At 57.2% G+C, this 20,579-nt stretch carries 18 protein-coding genes and 1 tRNA gene; 8 read left to right on the top strand and 11 right to left on the bottom strand.

The features are described from left to right. Positions 1-114: 114 nt before the first annotated feature. Together FS819_RS04180 and recO are read right to left on the bottom strand one after the other, a co-directional pair. Complete coding sequence (locus FS819_RS04180) at positions 115-405, bottom strand: hypothetical protein (protein ID WP_156550601.1); 291 nt, start codon at positions 403-405, stop codon at positions 115-117. Positions 406-428: 23 nt separating this feature from the next. Continuing rightward, on the bottom strand, positions 429-1,223 hold the full coding sequence (gene recO / locus FS819_RS04175; RefSeq protein WP_156550600.1) for a DNA repair protein RecO: 795 nt from the start codon (positions 1,221-1,223) through the stop codon (positions 429-431). A 232-nt stretch (positions 1,224-1,455) separates the two neighbouring features. Here recO and FS819_RS04170 point away from each other — a divergent pair, with 232 nt between their 5' ends. Continuing rightward, positions 1,456-2,556 carry an AbrB family transcriptional regulator gene (locus FS819_RS04170; protein WP_234624879.1) on the top strand — a complete coding sequence of 367 codons (1,101 nt, stop codon included), beginning with the start codon at positions 1,456-1,458 and terminating at the stop codon, positions 2,554-2,556. Positions 2,557-2,565: 9 nt separating this feature from the next. Here the strand turns inward: FS819_RS04170 and era are convergent, their stop codons facing one another. From era to rpoZ, 6 genes are all read right to left on the bottom strand, one after another. Then, complete coding sequence (gene era, locus FS819_RS04165) at positions 2,566-3,549, bottom strand: GTPase Era (protein ID WP_156550598.1); 984 nt, start codon at positions 3,547-3,549, stop codon at positions 2,566-2,568. A 10-nt stretch (positions 3,550-3,559) separates the two neighbouring features. Beyond that, positions 3,560-4,279, bottom strand: a complete 720-nt coding sequence (rnc, locus tag FS819_RS04160; RefSeq protein ID WP_156550597.1) for a ribonuclease III — start codon at positions 4,277-4,279, stop codon at positions 3,560-3,562. Next, positions 4,276-5,019, bottom strand: a complete 744-nt coding sequence (lepB, locus tag FS819_RS04155; RefSeq protein WP_234624878.1) for a signal peptidase I — start codon at positions 5,017-5,019, stop codon at positions 4,276-4,278. Before lepB ends, rnc begins: the two co-directional genes overlap by 4 nt. A 556-nt stretch (positions 5,020-5,575) precedes the next feature. Continuing rightward, on the bottom strand, positions 5,576-5,728 hold the full coding sequence (locus FS819_RS04150; protein WP_015915454.1) for a DUF3563 family protein: 153 nt from the start codon (positions 5,726-5,728) through the stop codon (positions 5,576-5,578). 301 nt (positions 5,729-6,029) lie between these two features. Further along, positions 6,030-8,270: a RelA/SpoT family protein gene (locus FS819_RS04145; RefSeq protein ID WP_156550595.1), complete on the bottom strand. Its 2,241-nt coding sequence runs from the start codon at positions 8,268-8,270 to the stop codon at positions 6,030-6,032. 158 nt (positions 8,271-8,428) lie between these two features. Then, positions 8,429-8,827 (bottom strand): DNA-directed RNA polymerase subunit omega, encoded by a 399-nt coding sequence (gene rpoZ / locus FS819_RS04140; protein ID WP_060715909.1) that lies wholly within the window; start codon positions 8,825-8,827, stop codon positions 8,429-8,431. Between the two features lie 312 nt (positions 8,828-9,139). Between rpoZ and FS819_RS04135 the strand changes: the two genes are divergently transcribed. The 4 genes from FS819_RS04135 (at position 9,140) to FS819_RS04120 (ending at position 13,585) form a co-directional block, all read left to right on the top strand. After that, entirely contained in the window at positions 9,140-9,718 is a 579-nt protein-coding gene (locus FS819_RS04135) for a LabA-like NYN domain-containing protein (protein ID WP_060715910.1), read from the top strand. Between the two features lie 656 nt (positions 9,719-10,374). Next, positions 10,375-11,889: a methyl-accepting chemotaxis protein gene (locus tag FS819_RS04130; RefSeq protein WP_156550594.1), complete on the top strand. Its 1,515-nt coding sequence runs from the start codon at positions 10,375-10,377 to the stop codon at positions 11,887-11,889. A gap of 111 nt (positions 11,890-12,000) precedes the next feature. Then, a complete protein-coding gene (locus FS819_RS04125; protein ID WP_156550593.1) occupies positions 12,001-13,074 on the top strand; it encodes a bifunctional transcriptional activator/DNA repair enzyme AdaA in 1,074 nt (357 codons plus the stop codon). A gap of 232 nt (positions 13,075-13,306) precedes the next feature. Then, entirely contained in the window at positions 13,307-13,585 is a 279-nt protein-coding gene (locus tag FS819_RS04120; RefSeq protein ID WP_156550592.1) for a hypothetical protein, read from the top strand. 162 nt (positions 13,586-13,747) lie between these two features. On the opposite strand, the gene smpB is transcribed toward FS819_RS04120, so the two are convergent. Next, positions 13,748-14,224 carry an SsrA-binding protein SmpB gene (smpB, locus tag FS819_RS04115; protein ID WP_156550591.1) on the bottom strand — a complete coding sequence of 159 codons (477 nt, stop codon included), beginning with the start codon at positions 14,222-14,224 and terminating at the stop codon, positions 13,748-13,750. A gap of 153 nt (positions 14,225-14,377) precedes the next feature. Next, positions 14,378-15,262, bottom strand: a complete 885-nt coding sequence (dapA, locus tag FS819_RS04110; protein ID WP_156550590.1) for a 4-hydroxy-tetrahydrodipicolinate synthase — start codon at positions 15,260-15,262, stop codon at positions 14,378-14,380. Positions 15,263-15,485: 223 nt separating this feature from the next. Between dapA and FS819_RS04105 the strand changes: the two genes are divergently transcribed. Together FS819_RS04105 and FS819_RS04100 are read left to right on the top strand one after the other, a co-directional pair. Then, on the top strand, positions 15,486-17,585 hold the full coding sequence (locus tag FS819_RS04105; RefSeq protein ID WP_234624877.1) for a lytic transglycosylase domain-containing protein: 2,100 nt from the start codon (positions 15,486-15,488) through the stop codon (positions 17,583-17,585). Between the two features lie 41 nt (positions 17,586-17,626). Next, positions 17,627-18,514, top strand: coding sequence for an alpha/beta fold hydrolase (locus FS819_RS04100; RefSeq protein ID WP_156550588.1), 888 nt, complete (start codon positions 17,627-17,629; stop codon positions 18,512-18,514). A 63-nt stretch (positions 18,515-18,577) separates the two neighbouring features. Here the strand turns inward: FS819_RS04100 and FS819_RS04095 are convergent. After that, positions 18,578-18,667: transfer RNA gene (locus FS819_RS04095), tRNA-Ser, on the bottom strand. Positions 18,668-19,476: 809 nt separating this feature from the next. Between FS819_RS04095 and FS819_RS04090 the strand changes: the two genes are divergently transcribed. Beyond that, complete coding sequence (locus FS819_RS04090; RefSeq protein ID WP_156550587.1) at positions 19,477-20,523, top strand: porin; 1,047 nt, start codon at positions 19,477-19,479, stop codon at positions 20,521-20,523. Positions 20,524-20,579: the final 56 nt, after the last annotated feature.

Below are 20,579 nucleotides of genomic sequence, written 5' to 3'. Positions count from 1 at the left end.
GACAGGACATCGATCGGCACGTGTTCAATGTAGAGCCGGTTCCATAACCGGCTCCCTGGCAAGGAGGTAAAGCATATGCGCAGACTATCGCACCATGCGGCGCGCTCCTCGCATCTATGCCCGCTTGGCGTGAGAGGCGTTATAATGATGTCTTTCATTTGCTGTCGAATGTGACGCGTTCTTAAAACAAGACACCACAATTGATCGACTATTGGCCTGCGTATCAAAGCGGGCGGGGATATGACTATGGAAAAACAAGTTATCGAATATGCCGGTGTGCCGGTTGGAATAAGCGTCCCGGAAGGCAACCGGATCAAATTTATCGCCGTGAAATTCCCAGTCATCGATCTGGATGGCGGCGTTTATAGCAATGTCACTGAACTGCAACGCGCCATCCGCACGCATATGAAAAAATCCGATGAGAATGCCTATGGTACCCTCACCGGTTTCGGAGCCGCTCCACCGAGCGCGATCTCATCCGGCGTCTCCAAGGCTTTCAGCGCCGCCTGACAGAAACCATCGCGCGCGGCTCCAGCCGTGAGCCCGCGCGGTTCATAAACATGCCTTTGCAGAAAATAGCCGGTCAGGCTGAACGCCTGTTGCAGGGCATGCGCATCCGCCTGTTTGCCTTTACCGACTAACGGCTCCGGTTGCAGAAAAACCGGAAGGGATAGAAGTCGATCCGCATAGGGCAGACCGGCGGCGTGGGAAACCGCCCTGCCCGTCTTCGGCGACACGAAAACCAGATCCTGACGCCCGCCTGTGGCCGCGCAGGCTGTCAGGTCCAGACCGAAACCAAGATCGTTCAGGATTGCCAGTTCAAAGCGGATGAACAATTCACCTGCCGACGCTGGCTCATGCAGATGATCGAGAATGATGTTCATCGCTTCATACAGATGCCCATGCGGCTCCCGCTCCGGCAACAGCCGCAGCAGAGCCGCCAACGCCTGCACGCCATAGACCGCCGTGGCCGAACTCATCAGATGACCGGCTCGCAATTGCAAAGGCTCGACGCGGAAATCGCCCAGATGCTCTTCCAGCCGCGCCCGCCAGGTGACTTCCACGACATTGCCCGGCTGCAACACCGGCTGCATGGTGCGTGATCGCCCACCCCGCACCAGACCGAGATGTCGGCCCCGCGCCAGCGTCATCATTTCGGCAATGACGCTGGTTTCGCCATGCCTGCGCACACCCAACACAATTGCCTGATCGGTCCATTCCATAGATTGTTTTTATACCAGAGCGATGATTTTCGCCCGTAAAAAATCTGGATATTCCCTATATACGCTTCCGAACCAGCATGTCTTTTGGCAATCAGGCAGCATAGCTGGCATGCCAGAATTTTGCATGGCGCAAACAGGAAGATGGCCCTATACAGCAACCAGGCCTTTCAACCTGCGGCATGCTTCACTTCAGCGCCGTATCCCTGGTTCAGATCCCGCAAGACGGCATGACATGACCCCAATGGACACGAAAAACACCGAACCCGCCTTGGGCGATGGCCGGCTGACAGCGCTTCCATCCGCGCTCAAATGGGGACTGCTGCTGCTCTTGTCGCTGCTGGTGGCTGGGGCTTTGGAATATGTCCGCTTCCCGGCAGCGCTTCTGCTTGGGCCGATGATTGCCGCGATCGTGTTTGCCACTAATGGCGCAAGGCTTTCCCTGCCGCGCCCACCCTATATCGCCGCCCAGGCTCTGGTGGGCTGCATGATCGCCGAATCGCTGAATGGCGATATCCTGCGGCGGTTCTTGCAGGATTGGCCGCTGTTTATCGGCGCCACGCTGTCGGTAATCGCGCTCAGCTCGCTGCTCGGCTACATCATGGCGAAGCGCCAAGTTCTGCCGGGGACCACAGCGGTCTGGGGCAGTTCCGCCGGAGCGGCCTCGGCTATGGTGCTGATGGCCGAAGCTTACGGCGCCGATACGCGGCTGGTTGCCTTCATGCAGTATCTTCGGGTGGTCTGCGTGGCCTCGGCGGCGGCGGCCATGGCGGCCTTCGTCTTCAATATAGCCGGAGCCGAGCCGCCGCCGCTGGTGTTTTTTCCTGATATTGACGGCCAAGCTCTGGCCCTGACGCTGGCGATTACCGCTGCGGCCACTGCCGCCGGTCACTATCTGAAAATCCCGGCAGGCACGATGCTGGTGCCAATGCTGGTCATGGCCGTGCTGAATTCTTTCGGATTGGTGAAGATCGAACTGCCGCTCTGGCTGCTGGCGGTGGCCTATGCCATGGTCGGGTGGCGCATCGGGCTGGCCTTCAGCCGCCGTCTTTTGCTGCATGCCGCCAAGGCAGCACCGCAGGTTGCCCTGTCGATCCTTATTCTGATTTCCTTTGGCGGCTGTCTGGCTTTTCTGTTGTGGTATCTGCTGGGCGTCGATCCGCTGACCGCCTATCTCGCCACCAGCCCGGGCGGGCTGGATTCGGTGGCGATCATTGCCGCCACCACCCATGTGGACCTGCCCTTCGTGCTGGCCCTGCAAACGGCACGCTTCCTGATGATCCTGGCGCTCGGCCCGTCGATTTCAAAGTTCATCGCCAACCGGATCAAGGTGTAGGGCGAGCGGTTAGTCCCTCGGAAACTCCAGGCCCATTTCGCGGAAACGTTCTGGATCATTGCCCCAGTTTTCACGGACTTTCACGAACAGGAACAGATGAACCGTCTGTTCGAGAATTTCCGACATTTCCTTGCGCGAACTGGTGGAGATCGATTTGATGGCATCGCCATTCTTGCCGAGCACGATCTTCTTCTGGCTGTCGCGCTCGACATAAATCACCTGCTCGATCCTGACCGAGCCGTCCTTGCGCTCTTCCCATTTCTCAGTTTCGACATGAGAAGAATAGGGCAATTCCTGATGCAGGCGCAGGAAGAGTTTTTCACGGGTGATTTCCGCCGCCAGTTGGCGCATCGGCAGATCGGAAATCTGATCCTCCGGATAGTACCAGGGGCCTTCCGGCAGGTAATCGGCCAGATAATCCATCACGTCCTGGCAACCGGAACCGTTGGTGGCCGAGATCATGAAGGTGCGCTCAAACTTCACCGCCTCGTTGGCCGTCGAGGCCAATTTCAGCAGATCTTCATGACGCACCTGGTCGATCTTGTTCAGCACCAGGATTTTCGGCTGATGCACATCCTTCAGCGCTTCCAGAATGGCTTCGCCATCGCCGCGCAATCCGCGTTCACTGTCGATCAACAGCAGGATCACGTCTGCGTCCTTGGCGCCGCCCCAGGCGGATGTCACCATGGCGCGGTCCAGCTTGCGGCGTGGCTTGAAAATGCCGGGCGTGTCCATGAAGACGATCTGGGCATTGTTATGGATGGCGATGCCGCGCATGACGGCGCGTGTCGTCTGTACCTTGTGGCTGACGATCGACACCTTGGCACCGACGAACCGGTTCACCAGGGTCGACTTGCCGGCATTGGTGGGACCGATCAGGGCAACGAAGCCGGAATGGGTCGGACGAACAGCAGCCGCATCTTCGGCCACGGTACCCGCAACAGTGTCAGCGATCTGGCCATCGCCAGCCGGTTGGTTTTCATGCTCGGTCATTGTCATCCAATCAATCTGAGGCGGCGGATCTCGTCCACACGCCTTCTCTTTCCAGCAACCGGGTCGCCGCCGCTTGTTCGGCGGCGCGCTTAGACCGGTCAATTCCGGTTTCCGGCTCCAGCTTGCCGATTTCCACCGTTACCGTGAAGCTGGGATCATGATCCGGTCCGGAGCGGTCTGCAACCCGATAGACCGGTGTCACGGCAAATTTCGCGTGTGCCCATTCCTGTAGCTCGGTCTTGGCGTCACGCCGGCCTGCATCCTGCCGGGAGGCGCGTTCAGCCCAGAACTTCAACACGAAGGCACGCGCCGCTTCCAGCCCGGCATCGAGATAAATGGCGGCAATCAGGCTTTCTACCACATCGGCCCGCACATTCAGCATGTTCTTGTCGGTCAGCTTTTTGACGTCGGCACCGGTACGGATATAGCGATGCAGCTGGATTTCATCGGCCACCGCCGCACAGGTCTCTGCGCTGACCAGTTGGTTCAGCCGCACCGACAATTCGCCTTCGGTGGCAGCGCGAAACACCTTGAACAAATGCTCGGCCACGCAAAGGCCAAGCACCCGGTCGCCCAGGAATTCCAGGCGCTCATAATCGCTACCTTTAGCAGGCCTGGCACTGGAATGGGTCAGCGCCTTATCCAGCCGTTCCTTGCCGATAAAGCGGTAGCCGATAACGGCCTCCACTTTCTCGCGTTCCTCAGCGCTCAGGGCCTTGGGAGCCTTCATTGAACAGCCTTGAACAAACGATCCCACCGCATATTGGACGGCCATTTCCAAATTTCACGGAAGGACGTGTTGTTGCCAAGCGAGAAGAAGATCACCGAGGCACGGCCGACCAGATTTTCAGCCGGAACCATGCCCACGTCGAAGCGACTATCAGCGGAATTATCGCGGTTGTCGCCCATCATGAAGTAATGACCGGCGGGAACGGTGAATTCGCGGGTATTATCGCCAGCTGAATTCTGGATTTCATCCAGCGTGTCGTAATTGACGCCATTATCAAGCGTTTCGCGGAAGACCGGAACGTCGCGCCCGGCATCCATCCGATAATCGGAGGTAAAGGTTCCGTCCGGCACTTTGGGTATCGGCTTGCCGTTCACCAGCAACACGCCATCCGTCACCTGGATACGGTCGCCCGGCAGGCCGACAAGGCGCTTGATATAATCGATGTCAGGATTGGGCGGAAAGCGGAAGACGACGACATCGCCTCGCTTGGGCTCACTCGCCAGAATACGGCCGGAGAACAGATCGAGGGAAAAAGGCAGCGAATATTTCGAATAGCCGTAGGAGAACTTGTTGACGAAGATATAATCACCCACCAGCAGTGTCGGCATCATCGAGCCGGACGGAATGGTGAAAGGCTGGAACAGCACGGTGCGGATCACCATGGCAAGCACCAGCGCCTGAATGATGACCTTGATGTTCTCCCAAAGGGCATTCTGCTTCTTTTCGACTTTATCCGTCACGCCGGTCTCTTTCATAATTCGTCAGTCTGACGTTTCTCTAGTCGTTTCATGCCGACCCGGCAACGGCAAAACCGTTGCATCACGCGCTTGCGTCCCGATAACACGACAGGAACGCACACGGATCAGACAATTATCGTTGAGAAACGAACTTTAACGGGAAAGAAGCGGCATAGCTGGGGATCGGTCTTCATCACAGTGCTGCCGATGTGCAGCCGTGAAACCGGGCAATCCCAGATAAATAGCAGCCAAGATGAACAACGGACAAGGATGCAAACGCATGCCCCCAGAAAACATCAGAAATGTAATTTTGAAATTTGCCAGCACCCGAACGCATCGCGTTCGTCGGCGAGACCACCCAAAGACGATGGTCCCGTATCAGGAAGGCCATTCGTGATGGCCATTATTACAAGACGTCGCTGGCATTACACGACGTGGCTTGATGCAACGTCTTTATTCACAAGCCCCGGCAAGACCGCAACCTTTTTTCTCAACATCCAATTCGCCTCACCCGGCACAGCTGATTTCACAGGTCAGCCATGCGCCCGGCGTATAGCGATTAACGGATGCGACGGAACAGGCCACCATCGATTTCGCGCTGGCGATATTCCAGGTCGAGGCGGTCATGGGCAGCGTTCAGATAAGCCATTTCACGTTCCTGGGCAGTCGGGACGCGCAGGGCGCGGGCAAATTTGCGAATAGGACCAAACATTGTCTTATCTCTCTGTGTTTGTTTCGATGACCTCAATATACGAGTGCACTGCACAAAGAACCAGAGACAAGGTGCGTTGCCAGCCATGCTCAAAATGCATGGCATCGTTAAAAACCGTGGAATTTAGCCAGAAACTGCACGAAATTTGATCAGAAACAAGGCTCCGATGTCAAAACATTGGCAGCACCGCCGAAGCGGACAGTAAGCATTTACAGTGCCGTGCATGTCATAAAACACACCTATGACGCTGTACCGCTTTGTATCGGCAGCATAATTTCAATCGAAGTCGGCAATCCAAGCCTCAGTCATAGACCCGCTTGGCGGTTGCCACGCAATCCAGCTCCTTTAGCTGGGACAAAAGCTGGTTGAGCTGGCGCAGATCCCAGACATCCAGATCGAAGGCCATTTCGGTGAAATCGGCAGCGACGCGCATCATGGACAGAAGCCGGATATTAATGTCCAGCCCGGCAATCAGCTGCGCCACCTTGGCCAACGTACCCGGCTCGTTGATGGCATTGATCAGGATGCGGGAATGGAAGCGCGATTTGTTCGCCTCGTCCAGATCCCAGCGGACATCGATCCAGCGTTCCGGCTCGTCATCATATTTCTGCAAGGCAGACGCCTGGATCGGATAGATGATGATCCCCTTGCCGTCTTCCATGATGCCGACAATCCGGTCGCCGGGAACGGCACCGGCTGCGGAGAAATGCACTTCGAGATTACCAGCAAGCCCTCGGATCGGCAGCGGATCCAACTCCTCCGCAAGACTGCCATCGGTGGGCTTTGCGGCGTCAGTTACCTTCTTGCCTTGCGGCAGCTTGAACATCATGCCGCTGGCTGAGCGCATGTTGAACCAGCCATCATCCATGGCGGGCTTTACCGTAACGCGCTCGTCCTGATAATCGGGGAAAACGGCGCGCAGCACATCGAGCGAAGACACTTCGCCGCGCCCGACTGCCGCTATGGCATCCTCGACATCCTTATGGCCCAGCCTGTGCAGAACCGGTTTCAGGATCTCGCGGGAAAACGTCTTGGCGGCACGCTCGAACGTGCGCTCGAGGATTCGGTAGCCAAGGCCGGAATATTGCTTACGGATCGCCATTCGGGTGGCGCGGCGGATGGCGGCGCGGGCCTTGCCCGTGACGACGATCTCTTCCCAGGCCGCCGGCGGCACCTGCACGCCGGAGCGGATGATCTCCACCTCATCGCCATTGGCCAGGCGGGTGACCAGCGGCATGATCCGGCCGTTGATCTTGGCGCCGACGGTGGTATCGCCAATATTGGTATGAACGGCATAGGCAAAGTCGATCGGCGTGGCGCCGCGCGGCAGGGCGATCAACTTGCCCTTCGGAGTGAAACAGAAGACCTGGTCCTGGAACAGTTCCAGCTTGGTGTGCTCAAGAAACTCTTCCGGATTGTTGGCTTCCGCCAGAGCCTCGATGGTATGGCGCAGCCAGGAATAGGCATTGCTTTCGCGTGACAGCAACTCGCCTTCGCCACCGCCCTCACCATCCTTGTAAAGCGCGTGGGCGGCGATGCCGTACTCGGCGATTTCATGCATGCGGTGGGTGCGAATCTGCAACTCGATACGCTGGCGCGACGGGCCGACGATGGTGGTGTGCAGCGACCGGTAATCGTTCTGCTTCGGCGTCGAGATATAGTCCTTGAACCGGCCAGGCACCACCCGCCAGCGGGTATGGACAATGCCGAGCGCCCGATAGCAGGCCGCAACGCCATCGACCAGGATGCGAAAGCCATAGACATCCGAAAGCTGCTCGAAGGACAGCGATTTGGACTGCATCTTGCGAAACACCGAATAGGGTTTCTTCTGGCGCCCCTTCACCGACGCCTGGAGCAGGCCATTGGCGACCAACAGTTCGCTCAATTCGTCTTCGATCTTCTTGATCAGGCCTTCATTGCGTCGGGAAAGCTCTTCCAGCCGCTTTGTAACAGTCTCGTAAGCTTCGGGATTGATATAGCGGAAGGACAGATCCTCCAGCTCGTCGCGCATGTCCTGCATGCCCATGCGACCGGCCAGCGGCGCATAGATTTCCATGGTTTCCTCGGAAATCCGGGCGCGCTTGTCGGGGCGCATATGCTCCAGCGTGCGCATATTGTGCAGGCGATCGGCCAGCTTGACCAGCAGAACCCGCACATCGTCGGAAATCGCCAGCAACAGCTTGCGCAGGTTTTCGGCCTGCTTGGCTTTCTTCGTGACAAGGTCGAGTTTCTTGAGCTTGGTCAGGCCTTCGACGAGCCGGCCGATATCCTCGCCGAACAATTCGTCGATTTCGGCCCTGGTCGCCGTGGTATCCTCAATCGTGTCATGCAGGAGGGCAACCGCGATGGTCGACTCGTCCAGATGCATTTCGGTGAGGATGGCGGCCACTTCCAGCGGATGGGAAATATAGGGATCGCCGCTGGCTCGCTTCTGCTGGCCATGTTTCTGCATGGCGTAGACATAGGCCTTGTTGAGCAATGCTTCGTTGGCGTCGGGCTTGTACTTCTGTACCCGCTCCACGAGCTCATACTGCCGCATCATGCCAAAGCTACTCCATCAATCGAAAAACAGGCCACAAGAACGCTGGTCGAGGACGCACTCTCAAAAGAAAAAGCGCGCCAACCTTCCGATTGACGCACAGAGAGTTTGAAAGATCGGACCACCTCAAGACCGGTACGCCGATCTTGAGACTTCGGCAATCAGTAATCGTCGCTCTTTTCCGGCGGGACAAGGCCCTCGATGCCGGCCAGCAGCTCTTCTTCCGACATCTGGTCGAAGGCAACGGTTTCCGGCATTTCGTCCTCGTCTTGCGAGCCGCTGGTCAGCTGGCCTTCGGCAACGGAGGCAGCATCCTGTTCCGGCTCGTCGACTTCGACGTGCTTTTGCAGGGAATGGATCAGATCTTCCTTCAGATCATCAGGCGACAAGGTTTCATCGGCGATTTCGCGCAGGGCAACGACGGGATTCTTGTCATTGTCGCGGTCGATGGTGATCTGGGCTCCCTGGGAGATCTGACGGGCGCGATGGCTTGCCAGCAGAACCAGTTCGAAACGGTTATCGACCTTGTCGATGCAATCTTCCACGGTGACGCGTGCCATGGTCTGTCCTTCTTTTTACTATTTAGTCCTGGGGGCTTTTAATATTTATTCCTGAGGGATTGACAGACCGGATACATGTATTATCGCCGGAGTTCAAGTTTTTCCTGAGCGTCGTTTCAGCCAGACTCAACCTAGAAATTGTAAAAAAAATTGGAAACTAATAAAGATTCAATCAACAGGCGGTTGGAATATGCTCTATCGCTGGATACATAATTCATATATGATTAAATCATAATACATTGAGTCGGGTTGGAACCCGAGGCTGGCCATACATGATGCCGCGCTAATGTATATAACAAAGGATGTTGAAGGATGTTTGATCCGAGAGAAAAAATAGCGCTTTTCATAGACGGCGCAAATTTATATGCGGCTTCCAAAAGCCTTGGTTTCGATATCGATTACCGCAAGCTGCTCAAAGCATTTCAAAAGCGTGGTTATCTGCTGCGCGCTTACTATTACACCGCGTTAATCGAAGACCAGGAATATTCGTCGATCCGCCCGCTGATCGATTGGCTGGACTATAACGGCTACAAGGTCATTACCAAGCCGGCCAAGGAATTCACCGATTCCATGGGCCGCCGCAAGGTCAAGGGCAATATGGATATCGAACTGGCCATCGATGCAATGGAACAGTCCGAAACTGTGGATCATCTGGTAATCTTCTCCGGCGACGGCGATTTTACCACGCTGGTCGAAGCCCTTCAGCGCAAGGGCCGCAAGGTTTCCGTGGTTTCGACCATGTCGACCCAGCCGCCGATGATTGCCGATGATCTTCGTCGCCAGGCCGATCATTTCATCGATCTCGTATCGTTGAAGGCTGAAATCGGTCGCGATCCAAGCGAACGGCCGATACGCCAGGTCGAACCCATGCTGGCCGAACCGCAGATCTAATTGCCTACAGCGCCGTGCACCACATACGGCGCACTCAGTTTCGCTGTAGCGCTTTATATCTGCTGCACAATGAGACGACCCTGGGTCAGCCAGGGTCCCCTCCAGCACGGTCGGGCACATGCCCTTTCCTGCATTGCTCAAGGAAATAAACTGATGGTTGCCACGCAACCGCCCTGCTAGCTGCTTTCTTGATAAAAAATATTCCGGCTCAAACAGGACGCGACAGACGCTTTGCGGATCGCGACACGACTGTATCTATTAGATATTCAGCAACGTAAGCTCTGCTTATTTTAAGGGTTTTTGCGATAATATCTTGGTTTACCCGCTCCTGCGGATAAACGCTGGCGACCGCCTTATTATCCTATTGTTAAATTTCTGGGCGTTAACATTTCCATGGGAGGTGAGATCCTAACGGATCCACAACCGGGAGAATGATGACCGAAAACACAACCATAGCGCGTCTCTAGGCTGAGTATTTTTCCTCGGATAGCGACAGAAGGCTCGAGGCGCCACCTCTTGCATCCTGTCTTCAACACCTTGGATAAAATGGGATGTAACGGAGACCTCGCGTTATGGCAAAGCGCAGTGCCGATCTCCGTGTTGAATGGCTGGTGATCGTGCATTTTTAAAACAGGATAAGTGGACCAGGGTGTTTCATGACTAATGCAACCGATGACAATGGCGAACTTCACAAGCGAATGGCTTTCCTCAAGCTGACGGCAAGCGATCTGCAGGTCGTCGCCGGCTTGCAGCCGATCATTGCCCATTCCATCGGTCCGACGCTGGACATCTTCTACCAAACCGCCAAACAGCATCCGGAAGCGGCGAAGTTCTTTTCCAGCGACAGCCATATCGAACATGCCAAACAGAAACAGATCAAGCATTGGAGCCATCTGCTTTCCGGCCATCTGGATGGCGCTTATGTTGCCTCGGCAACCACGATTGGCCGCACCCATGCAAGGCTGGGCCTCGACCCGCGTTGGTATATCGACGGCTATGGCCTGATTCTTTCGGGCCTGGTCACCGGCGTGCTGGAAGCAGAGATGCGTGGAACCATGTTCGGCAGCCGCTTGAAAGGCGCCATTCCAAAAATCTCCGCGCTGATCCGCGCCACGATGCTGGATATGGATTTCGCCATTTCCACCTATGGCGAAGCTTTGGGCGAGGAGCGCAGCAAAATTGCCGCGGAGCGCGCCAGGATCGAAGAAGAACAGCAACAGGCCCTGAGCGCCCTGGACAATGCACTGGCCGCGTTGAGTAACGGCAATTTGACGGCACAGATCACCACGCCGCTTGCACCACAATACGAAGCCTTGCGCGGCAATTTCAACAAGGCCGTCGCGACCCTGGCAGGCGCTTTCGACGAAATCAGCCACGAGGCAGGCCAGGTCAATGCCAATACCCGTGAGCTGACCCGAGCCACCGACGACATGGCCAAGCGAACCGAACAACAGGCCGCCGCCCTCGAAGAGACGGCTGCGGCGCTGGAGGAAATCAGCGTGATTGCCAAGCAATCGGCGCAGCGCAGCCGGGAAGCCCAGACGGTGGCCAGCCATGCCGCAGAGGCTGCCGGCAAATCCGGCGAGATCGTCGGCAATGCAGTTGCGGCCATGAGCGCCATCGAGGATAGCTCGACGAAGATTTCCTCAATCATCAGCGTCATCGACGAAATTTCCTTCCAGACCAACCTTCTGGCGCTGAATGCCGGGGTAGAAGCCGCACGCGCGGGCGAGGCAGGCAAGGGTTTCGCTGTGGTCGCCCAGGAAGTGCGCGAACTGGCGCAGCGCTCCGCCAATGCCGCCAAGGAAATCAAGACGCTGATCGACCGCTCGTCAAAAGACGTTGCCAATGGGGTGGCTCTGGTCAACCAGACGGGCGACGTCTTGCGCACCATCAGCGATCAGGTTCGTGAAGTGGACGGACATATTGCAGCGATAGCCCAGGCCGCCCAGGAGCAGGCCTCCGGGATGAGTGAAATCAATGCCGCTATTTCCAGCATGGATCAGTTGACCCAGCAGAATGCCTCGATGGTGGAGGAAACCAACGCCTCAACCCATACGCTGCAAGGCGTATCCGACCATCTGGCATCACTGCTGGCCCGTTTCCAGACGCAAGGGACGAAGGCGCATACGCCACGGTCCGGGGCCTATCACCAGAGCTACGCGGCCTGACGACCGGATAAAAATAAAATTGGTTATCCAGCCAGAATATTTTTTGAGAGCGGGCATATCCATGCCCGTTTTTCGGCGGCGGCGTCCGGTGGAATGACGTAAAACCTGCCCATGCTGTTCAAACAACCTTCCGACGAGACCCTCTACGCCGCACTGGTCGCCAAAGATGCGTCCTATGACGGCTTCGCCTATGTCTGCGTCACCTCGACACGGATTTTCTGCCGTTTCACCTGTACGGCGCGCAAACCCAAACCGGAAAATTGCCGGTTCACAGAGACCATCGCCGCCTGCCTTGAAGGCGGCTTTCGTCCCTGCAAGCGCTGCCGGCCGCTTCTCGCCTATGGCCATGCCGATCCGCTGGTGAAAACCCTGCTCGACCGGCTGGACGCCGATCCCGGTCGTCGCTGGCAAGAAGCGGACGTCGTTGCACTCGGTCATGACCCATCCACGGTCCGGCGCGCGTTCAAACGGCGATTCGGAGTGAGCTTTATCGAAATGGCAAGGCTGCGCCGGATCAGCCTTGGCACGGAAGCCCTTGCCGCTGGCGAGGCTGTGATCGAAGCGCAGATGGAGGCCGGATATGAATCCGGCAGCGGCTTTCGTGCCGCCATCACCCAATTGCTCGGCAATGCTCCGGCAAGGATGAAGGACCTCGACCTGCTCAAGGCTGACTGGATCGACACGCCGGTCGGGCCGATGCTGGCGATTGCCGACGATCATGCGCTGCATCTGCTCGAATTTGCCGACCGGCCTGCCCTGCCCACGGAACTGAACCGTCTGAAGACAAGACAGGGCTGCGGGGTGGCAATTGGGCGAACCGCCGTGACCGAACAAATCGCGGCCGAACTGGCGCGCTATTTCAGCGGCGATCCGAATGATTTCGAAACCCGGGGATTCGAAACCCGGCTTGCCGGACATGGAACGCCATTCGAGCGTGATGTGTGGCAGGCGCTGCGGCACATTCCAGTGGGGGAGACCTGTAGCTATTCAGAGCTGGCGACAGCCCTTGACCGTCCAAGCGCCGTGCGGGCGGTGGCACGGGCAAATGGAGCAAACCAGATCGCTATCGTCATACCATGCCACCGCGTCATCGGCGCGGATGGCAGCCTCACCGGCTATGGTGGCGGATTGTGGCGCAAACAGTGGTTGCTCAATCACGAGCGGCGCATAAAACACAACCCATAAGCGTTGCTGATCGTTGTCATTCAAAACATTCGCTGGACGATTTGAGGCATCTCGGTCATTTTTCGCGCGTCCACTGGCAGCCAGAGTATTTCCAGGAAAAGGGAGATTTTCCCTGTTTCCATGAAGCAGAACAAGGCTCTCGGCCCGCCACCTTTTCACCCCTCACCCATCGCTTGTCTGCGTCGTCGAGACGTAGGCTCCTGTCCTCGTGCCCGCTTGAAAGGAAAAGATCATGCGCACGACAGATCCGACGAAAAACAGTGTTGTCCAGGCCCCCAGAGGCGGTTTCACCCGCCGCTTTGCGATCGCTTATCGCTGGATCGCTTCGGTTCTGACGCGCCGTTTCTTGCGCCGGGGCGGGGAAAAGCCGAGCAACCACATAAGCGATCTGAATGCGCATCAATTGCGCGATATCGGCCTCGACGAAAGGGATATCTCATCCCGGCAGGAACAGGAGCGGAGCGCCCGGCTGGCGGCCTATGCCTTCCTGATTGGGATGCACGGGCGGTAAAACTCACGCCGTGTCTGTCAAAGCGCCGTACTAGAGTCTGTCAGGTTCAAATTGAACCAGACAGACTCTAGATTCTTTTGTTTTCGTTTGTCTTTTCGGGAAAACCGGGTTCCACTTTTCCCTGACAAACTCTACGCGGCGCTTTGACAACTCACACGCATCTCAGCCCGTCTTCAGCAACCGGCTTTTCTGCCGGTTCCAGTCGCGTTCCTTCTCGGTCTGGCGCTTGTCATGCAATTTCTTGCCCTTGGCCAAGGCCAGTTCCAGCTTGGCGCGACCTTTTTCGTTGAAATAGATTTTCAACGGCACCAGCGTCATGCCTTCGCGATTGATGGCAACGCGCAGCCGGTTGATCTCGCGCTTGTTGAGCAGCAATTTGCGGCGACGGCGGGGTTCATGATTGAAACGGTTGGCCTGGAGATATTCCGGCAGATGCGAATTGATCAGCCAGATTTCCTCACCCTCGTCTGAAGCATAGGATTCGGCAATATTGGCCTTGCCTTCGCGCAGAGACTTGACCTCCGTGCCGGTCAGCATGATGCCGGCCTCGTAGGTGTCGATGATCTCATAGTTGAACCGCGCCTTGCGGTTTTCCGCGACGATCTTGTTTACGGTGCGCTGGCTGCCTCTGGGTGCCATGAACTCTGTCCAATCCGACCTAATGCTTTTTTGTTTTTGTTGAACGCCGGTGGGTCACTACTCCGGTCTGTAGGCCTTATGTAATACAGCAATATCAGGAATGGAAGAAGCCGGAGCCAATGTGAACTCCGGCCCAGCCGTCCATTGATGATCTCAGTTCATCAGACCAGCATGCTGAAGAGCGGCATCAATCGCCGCTTCGGTCGAGGATTCCAGCGTCGATAACAGCGGCAGGCGCGCGGTCCGGCCCATCCGGCCAAGCCGCGACAGGGCATATTTCGCCCCGCAAAGACCTGGCTCCAGGAAAATCGCCTTGTGCAGCGGCATCAACCGATCCTGATAGTCAAGCGCCTTGGCGAAATCCCCGGCCAGCGTCGCTGCCTGGAACTCGGCGCACAGGCGCGGCGCGACATTGGCCGTCACCGAGATGCAGCCAACCCCACCATGGGCGTTGAAGCCCAGCGCGGTCGCATCCTCGCCGGACAGCTGGATGAACTCACGCCCGCAGGTGATCCGCTGCTCGGAAACCCGCTCCAGCTTGCCGGTGGCGTCCTTGACGCCAACGATGGTCTTATGGGCCTGGGCCAGCTTGCCCATGGTTTCCGGGCTCATGTCGATTACCGAGCGCGGCGGAATATTGTAGATGATGATCGGCAGGGAGACCGCCTGGGCAATCGCCGAGAAATGCGCGATCAGCCCCTTTTGGGTCGGCTTATTATAATAAGGTGTCACCACCAGCACGGCATCAGCCCCGGCCTTTTCGGCGTGCTGGGCGAGATCGATGGCTTCCATCGTATTGTTGGAGCCAGCACCAGCAATCACCGGAACCCGCTTGGCGGCCACTTCGATGCACAGCTCCACCACCCGTTTGTGCTCGGCATGGGTCAGGGTTGGCGATTCGCCTGTGGTGCCGACCGGCACCAGACCGGAACTGCCTTCGGCGATCTGCCATTCGACATGAGCGGCAAAGGCTTTCTCGTCAATCGCCCCGGTTTCGGTGAACGGCGTGACAAGCGCGGGCATGGAACCCTGGAACATGCATAGAACTCCCAACAGCCGCCAATCCCTGGTCAGCCGTAAATGTGCAATCAAACGCGGGCACATTACTGCTAGGCCCGCACCGGTACAAGCACGGTACGGGCGGTTTTATGACAGTTTTTCAATGTGGAATTTTCGTCGCATTGACGCCATTTCATTAAGCATTCATTAATCGGGCTCAGAGTTAATGGGAGCTATGCGCATTTTCCGGACGAGTTTGCCGATGAAACGGACCATTTTGCTCAAGCTTGCCCTGTCCTTAAGTGTGGCGGTGGCGGCCCCTGCCGGTGTGTCCTGGTCCCAGCCGCTCCTGGGTGGCGGGGATGTGCCAGCGCCCGCCAACCGTCCAGCAGCGCTTTCGGTGTCTTCCGCCTCCTCTGTTTCCGGATCCTCTGTTTCTGGCGACATTACCGGTTCCATACCGGTTGTCGCGCCCATGCCGGTCGAGCGGTCCCCGCTGAAATCCGGCCTTGATGCCCTGTCGGATCGCAACGGAGCGCTGGCGCTGTCGATTCGCGATGCCATGCCCCAGGGGCTGGACCGGCATATGTTGACATGGTCGATTGCCATGTCCGGCCTTGCCGGTATTCCCTCCTCGGAAATTGCCAATGCCCAGCGCGAACTGAAAGGCTGGCCGGGGCTTTCCGCGTTCCGCGCCAATTCGGAAAAGGCGCTTTTGCGTGAAAACCCGCCAGCGCCGGATGTATTGGCAGCCTTCGGAGAGACAAAGCCGGAAACGGCAGAAGGCACGATCATCCTGACCCGCGCCCTGGTGGCAAGCGGCAATCGCAGCCGCGCCGTTTTTATCCTCAAAGACCTGTGGCGCAGCCAACCGCTGGAGATTGCCACCGAAGACCGCATCCTGAGCGAATTCGGCGGCTTGCTGACTCGCGCCGATCACAAGGTACGGATGGATTATCTGATGTATCGCGGCCGCACCGCCCAGGCCAAGCGCTTCGCATCGCTTGGCGATGCGCAGGCTCTTTATGCCGCCTGGATGGCCGTCAACAGCCGTTCGCCCAAGGCCGTGGCGCTGGTTCAGGCCGCCAGCGCACGGTTTGGCAATGACCCCGCATTGCTGTTCGTCAAGATCGAGTATCAGCGGCGTCAGGACAATTACCAGGACGCGGCAAAGCTGCTGGCGCTTGTGCCCAGAGATGCGTCACGGTTGGTCAATCCGGGCGAATGGTGGAATGAGCGGCGTATCGTGGCGCGCGGCCTTGCCGATGACGGCAAATACCGGCTGGCCTATCAGGTTGCCGCTGGCTATACCGCCACCGACCCGGTCGATATCGTCGATGCCGAGTTCCATGCTGGCTGGTATGCCCTGCGCGGCCTCAATGATCCCAAAACCGCAGCCCAGCATTTTCGCCGGATTGTCGAGGCCTCGAATCGGCCGCTATCGGCTTCGCGCGCCTATTATTGGCTGGGGCGTGCCGATGAAGCGCAAGGCAATCCGACCGCAGCGAGGCAGGATTTCGTTCGGGCTGCCGATTATCCCGGCACATTCTATGGACAATTGGCAGGCGCCCGCCTGAAGCAGACACGGCTCGACATTCGCTACCCCACACCGACGGACGAAGACCGGCGTCGCTTCGCCAGCCGGGAAGCCATTATCGCTATTGATCGCTACAAGGCAGCCGGTCACGAATGGCGCGGCGCAAGCCTTTACCGGGCCTTGGCCGAACAATTGCAAAGCCCTGGAGAACTGGCGCTTCTCGCCTCCAAGGCGGAGCGCGCCGGCAATCACCAATTGTCGTTGCAGGTGGGTAAAACCGCCTATGGCCGTGGCATCAACGTCCCAGCCCTGGCCTTCCCCATCGGGGTCATTCCGGCTTCCGCCAATATCGCCGGTTCCGGCAAAGCTATGGCCTATGCCATTGCCCGCCAGGAAAGTGCCTTCAACCCGGCAGCCGTATCGGCCGCCAATGCCAAGGGCCTGTTGCAACTGATGCCCGCCACGGCCAAGGCCGTCGCCAAGCGTCATGACATGGCATTTTCCCCTGATCGGTTAACCCAGGACCCAGCCTATAACGCCACGCTTGGTGCCCATTATCTGGGTGAACAGATCGACGCTTTCGGCGGCTCCTATATATTGACGTTCATTGCCTATAATGCCGGACCGAAGCGGGTGCCGGAATGGATCAACCGCTATGGCGATCCGCGTGGTATGCCAATCGATGACGTCGTCGACTGGATCGAGCGCATCCCCTTCCCCGAAACGCGCGGCTATGTACAACGCGTCATGGAAAACTACCAGATCTACAAGACCCGGCTGGGGCAGACCGCAGATATCGAGCACGACCTTCGCTATGGCCGCTGACGGCTGATACCAGTCAGGTGATGAAAACAGGAGTTCACGCTATGCAACACCTTGAAAGTGGAACTTTTCACGACAGGACGGTTGCAGCCGCCGATGACTTAAAACTGTTTGCGCGCGATTACCAAGCCAGCGGCGACACCCAACTGGCAGCCCTGCCCCCGGTCGTCTGCCTGCCGGGCCTGACACGCAATCACCGTGATTTCACAGCCTTGGCGCAAAGGCTTGCTGCGGGCGGACGACGCGTGATCTGCATCGATTCGCGCGGTCGTGGCGGCTCTGAGCGTGATCCGGACCCAAAGAACTACAATCTTTTGACGGAAATGGCCGATGTGGTCGCCGTACTGGATGAGCTTGCCGTTGCTCAGGCGGATTTTATCGGCACATCCAGAGGCGGACTTCTGCTGCATTTCCTGGCCGTCATGCATTCCGGCCGTATTCGCCGCGTGATTCTCAACGATGTGGGACCGGTTCTGGAAAAAGAGGGCCTGATCGCCATCAGGGATTACCTGAGCGGCAGTGGCGGACCAAAGACCTGGGCGGATTGCCCTGATTATCTCAAATCCGTGCATGGTGCGACGTTTCCGGTGCTGGAACAGCAGGATTGGGAAGACATGGCACAGGCACTCTATCGCGACGACAAAGGTATCCCCGTCGCCGACTACGATGCGGCGATTGCCGCACAAATTTCAAGCATTGACTTCAGCAAACCCATCCCGGATCTATGGGTGCAATATGAGGGTTTCGCCCCCTTCCCCCTACTGATCATTCGCGGTGAGCACTCACAATTGCTGTCCAAACAGGCAAGCGAAGCCATGGTCGCTCGCCATCCCCAGGCAAGCCTGATCATCGCAAACGGCCAGGGCCACGCGCCCGTGCTGCACCTCATGCCGCTTGCCGATGATATCACGCGATTTCTGAACGCCAGATAGCAATCGTTTGCTCGCCCAGAGCGACACATGGTTACAAATAGATTTAAATGGAAGTTTGTTTGATGGCGGAGAGGATGGGATTCGAACCCACGATACCATCTCTGGTATACTCCCTTAGCAGGGGAGCGCCTTCGACCACTCGGCCACCTCTCCGGTGCGGTCTGATTATGTCGTCGTAGATTCGATTGCAAGCGCTTTTCGCCAACTTCCACGATAAAGGCGCCATTTCCTCATAACAAACAAAGCAAACCGCACACCATTGTGCCAGCCTGGACAATTCCGCCATACTCGCCCCCGGCGACAACGCTGCTCTGTCTCGTTTTGATTGTCCTTAATTGCCCTTATAAGAAGACTGCCCTTATCAGAAGGCGGGCGCACTCTCCCTGTAACAAGCGGGCCCTGTAACAAGCGGGCTGCATGCGCGAACCTCGTCAGGTAACGAGCGACACCGCGATTGGTTGAGAGAATCGCTAGAGTCTAAAATAGAATCGCCACCGATTCCGGCTGTCCTCAGTCCGATTTTGCTACACTGCGAGCCGAAGAGGCTGTTGAAAACATCGTCTCACCTTGAAGCGACTTTGCAGCAGATCGCCTTCAAATAGCACTCGTCGGCACCGAATCGCCCGGATTTGCCGCATTTCGGATGAGGTCGGAATTCAAGCCGGTTTTCAGTTGATTGACGTTAGCCTTTGTTTTTCAAAGCGTTTCTTAACAAAGAGTAAACAAATGCCCCGCTTCGGCCATAGCTTTGTGTCCTTTCAGCAACATCAAACAGGGAAGGCTATGGCGAAACTGCCCCGTTTGCCGTTTGTCGATTGCAAGCGCAGCAGCGTTTTGTATTTTCAAATCCAGAAGCGAGGCGGTGGATCGTCCGTTTCATACGTTAACGGGAATGGGGGCAGGAAATGCTGTCCTTCAGCCAAACAAGCCCAGACCCTAATGAAACTTGACTGGAGGTCATTATGAACATCAAGAGCCTTCTTCTCGGCTCCGCTGCGGCTCTCGCAGCAGTATCCGGCGCCCAGGCAGCAGACGCTATCGTTGCTGCTGCTCCGGAACCAGCTGAATACGTCCGCGTTTGCGACGCCTTCGGCACTGGCTATTTCTACATCCCCGGCACCGAAACCTGCCTTCGCGTTAAGGGCTATGTCCGTTTCGAAGTTCAGGGCAACAGCAACGACGGCGACTCGTCCTGGTCGGGTAACCGCGACTGGAACTCTCGTACTCGTGGCCTCGTCACTTTCGACGCCAAGAACGACTCTGAAATCGGCACGATCGGCTCCACCATCACTGTCCGCACCTGGGCTGATGAAAACGGCGGCAGCCTCGAACTCGACGAAGCCTTCATCACTGTTGCTGGCTTCCAGGTTGGTGAATTCTACAACTACTTCGATACGGGCCTCTCCGGTGAAACCGATGACCTCGGCTCGAACCGTCTGAACTCGATCGCTTACAACTACAAGTCCGACACCTTCTTCGCCGGCATCGCTGTTGACGAACTGACTGGCTACTACAGCCGTCCACGTGACCTCGGCCAGGCTGATGCTTACGGCCAGAACAAGCGCGTTGGCATTGAAGGCCAGGTTGGCGGTTCTTTCGGTCCAGTAACAGCAACCCTGCTGGGTGGCTGGGACGCAGTTGCTAACGACGGCGCTGTTCGCGTCATCGCAACCGCAAACCTCGGTCCTGGCGTGCTCGGCGTCGCTGGCCTGTACTCGACCGGCGTTTCGGCTTACTACGACAAGGCTGAGTGGACTGTTGCTGCTGAATACGCAGCAAAGATCACTGACAAGCTGACCCTGACTCCTGGCGTTCAGTACTTCGCTAACACCCAGGTTGACGGTAGCGGCGATTACACCGGCCGTGACATCTGGAAGGGTGGCTTGACGCTGGACTATAAGCTGGCTCAAGGCCTGACCACCAAGGTTTCCGCTCAGTACCAGGATCATGCCTGGAGCAACAGCGACGACGTATGGTCTGGCTTCGTTCGCTTGCAGCGTTCGTTCTAATTATCTCTTAGGAGATAAGACTAAGACTAGGCTCCGTTGGAATACGGGGCCTAGTC

This window comes from Allorhizobium sp. Av2, assembly GCF_021462805.2.
Lineage (GTDB): Bacteria > Pseudomonadota > Alphaproteobacteria > Rhizobiales > Rhizobiaceae > Allorhizobium > Allorhizobium vitis_G.
Note: the sequence above shows the minus strand (reverse complement) of the source record. Positions and strands in the feature narration are given on the sequence as shown.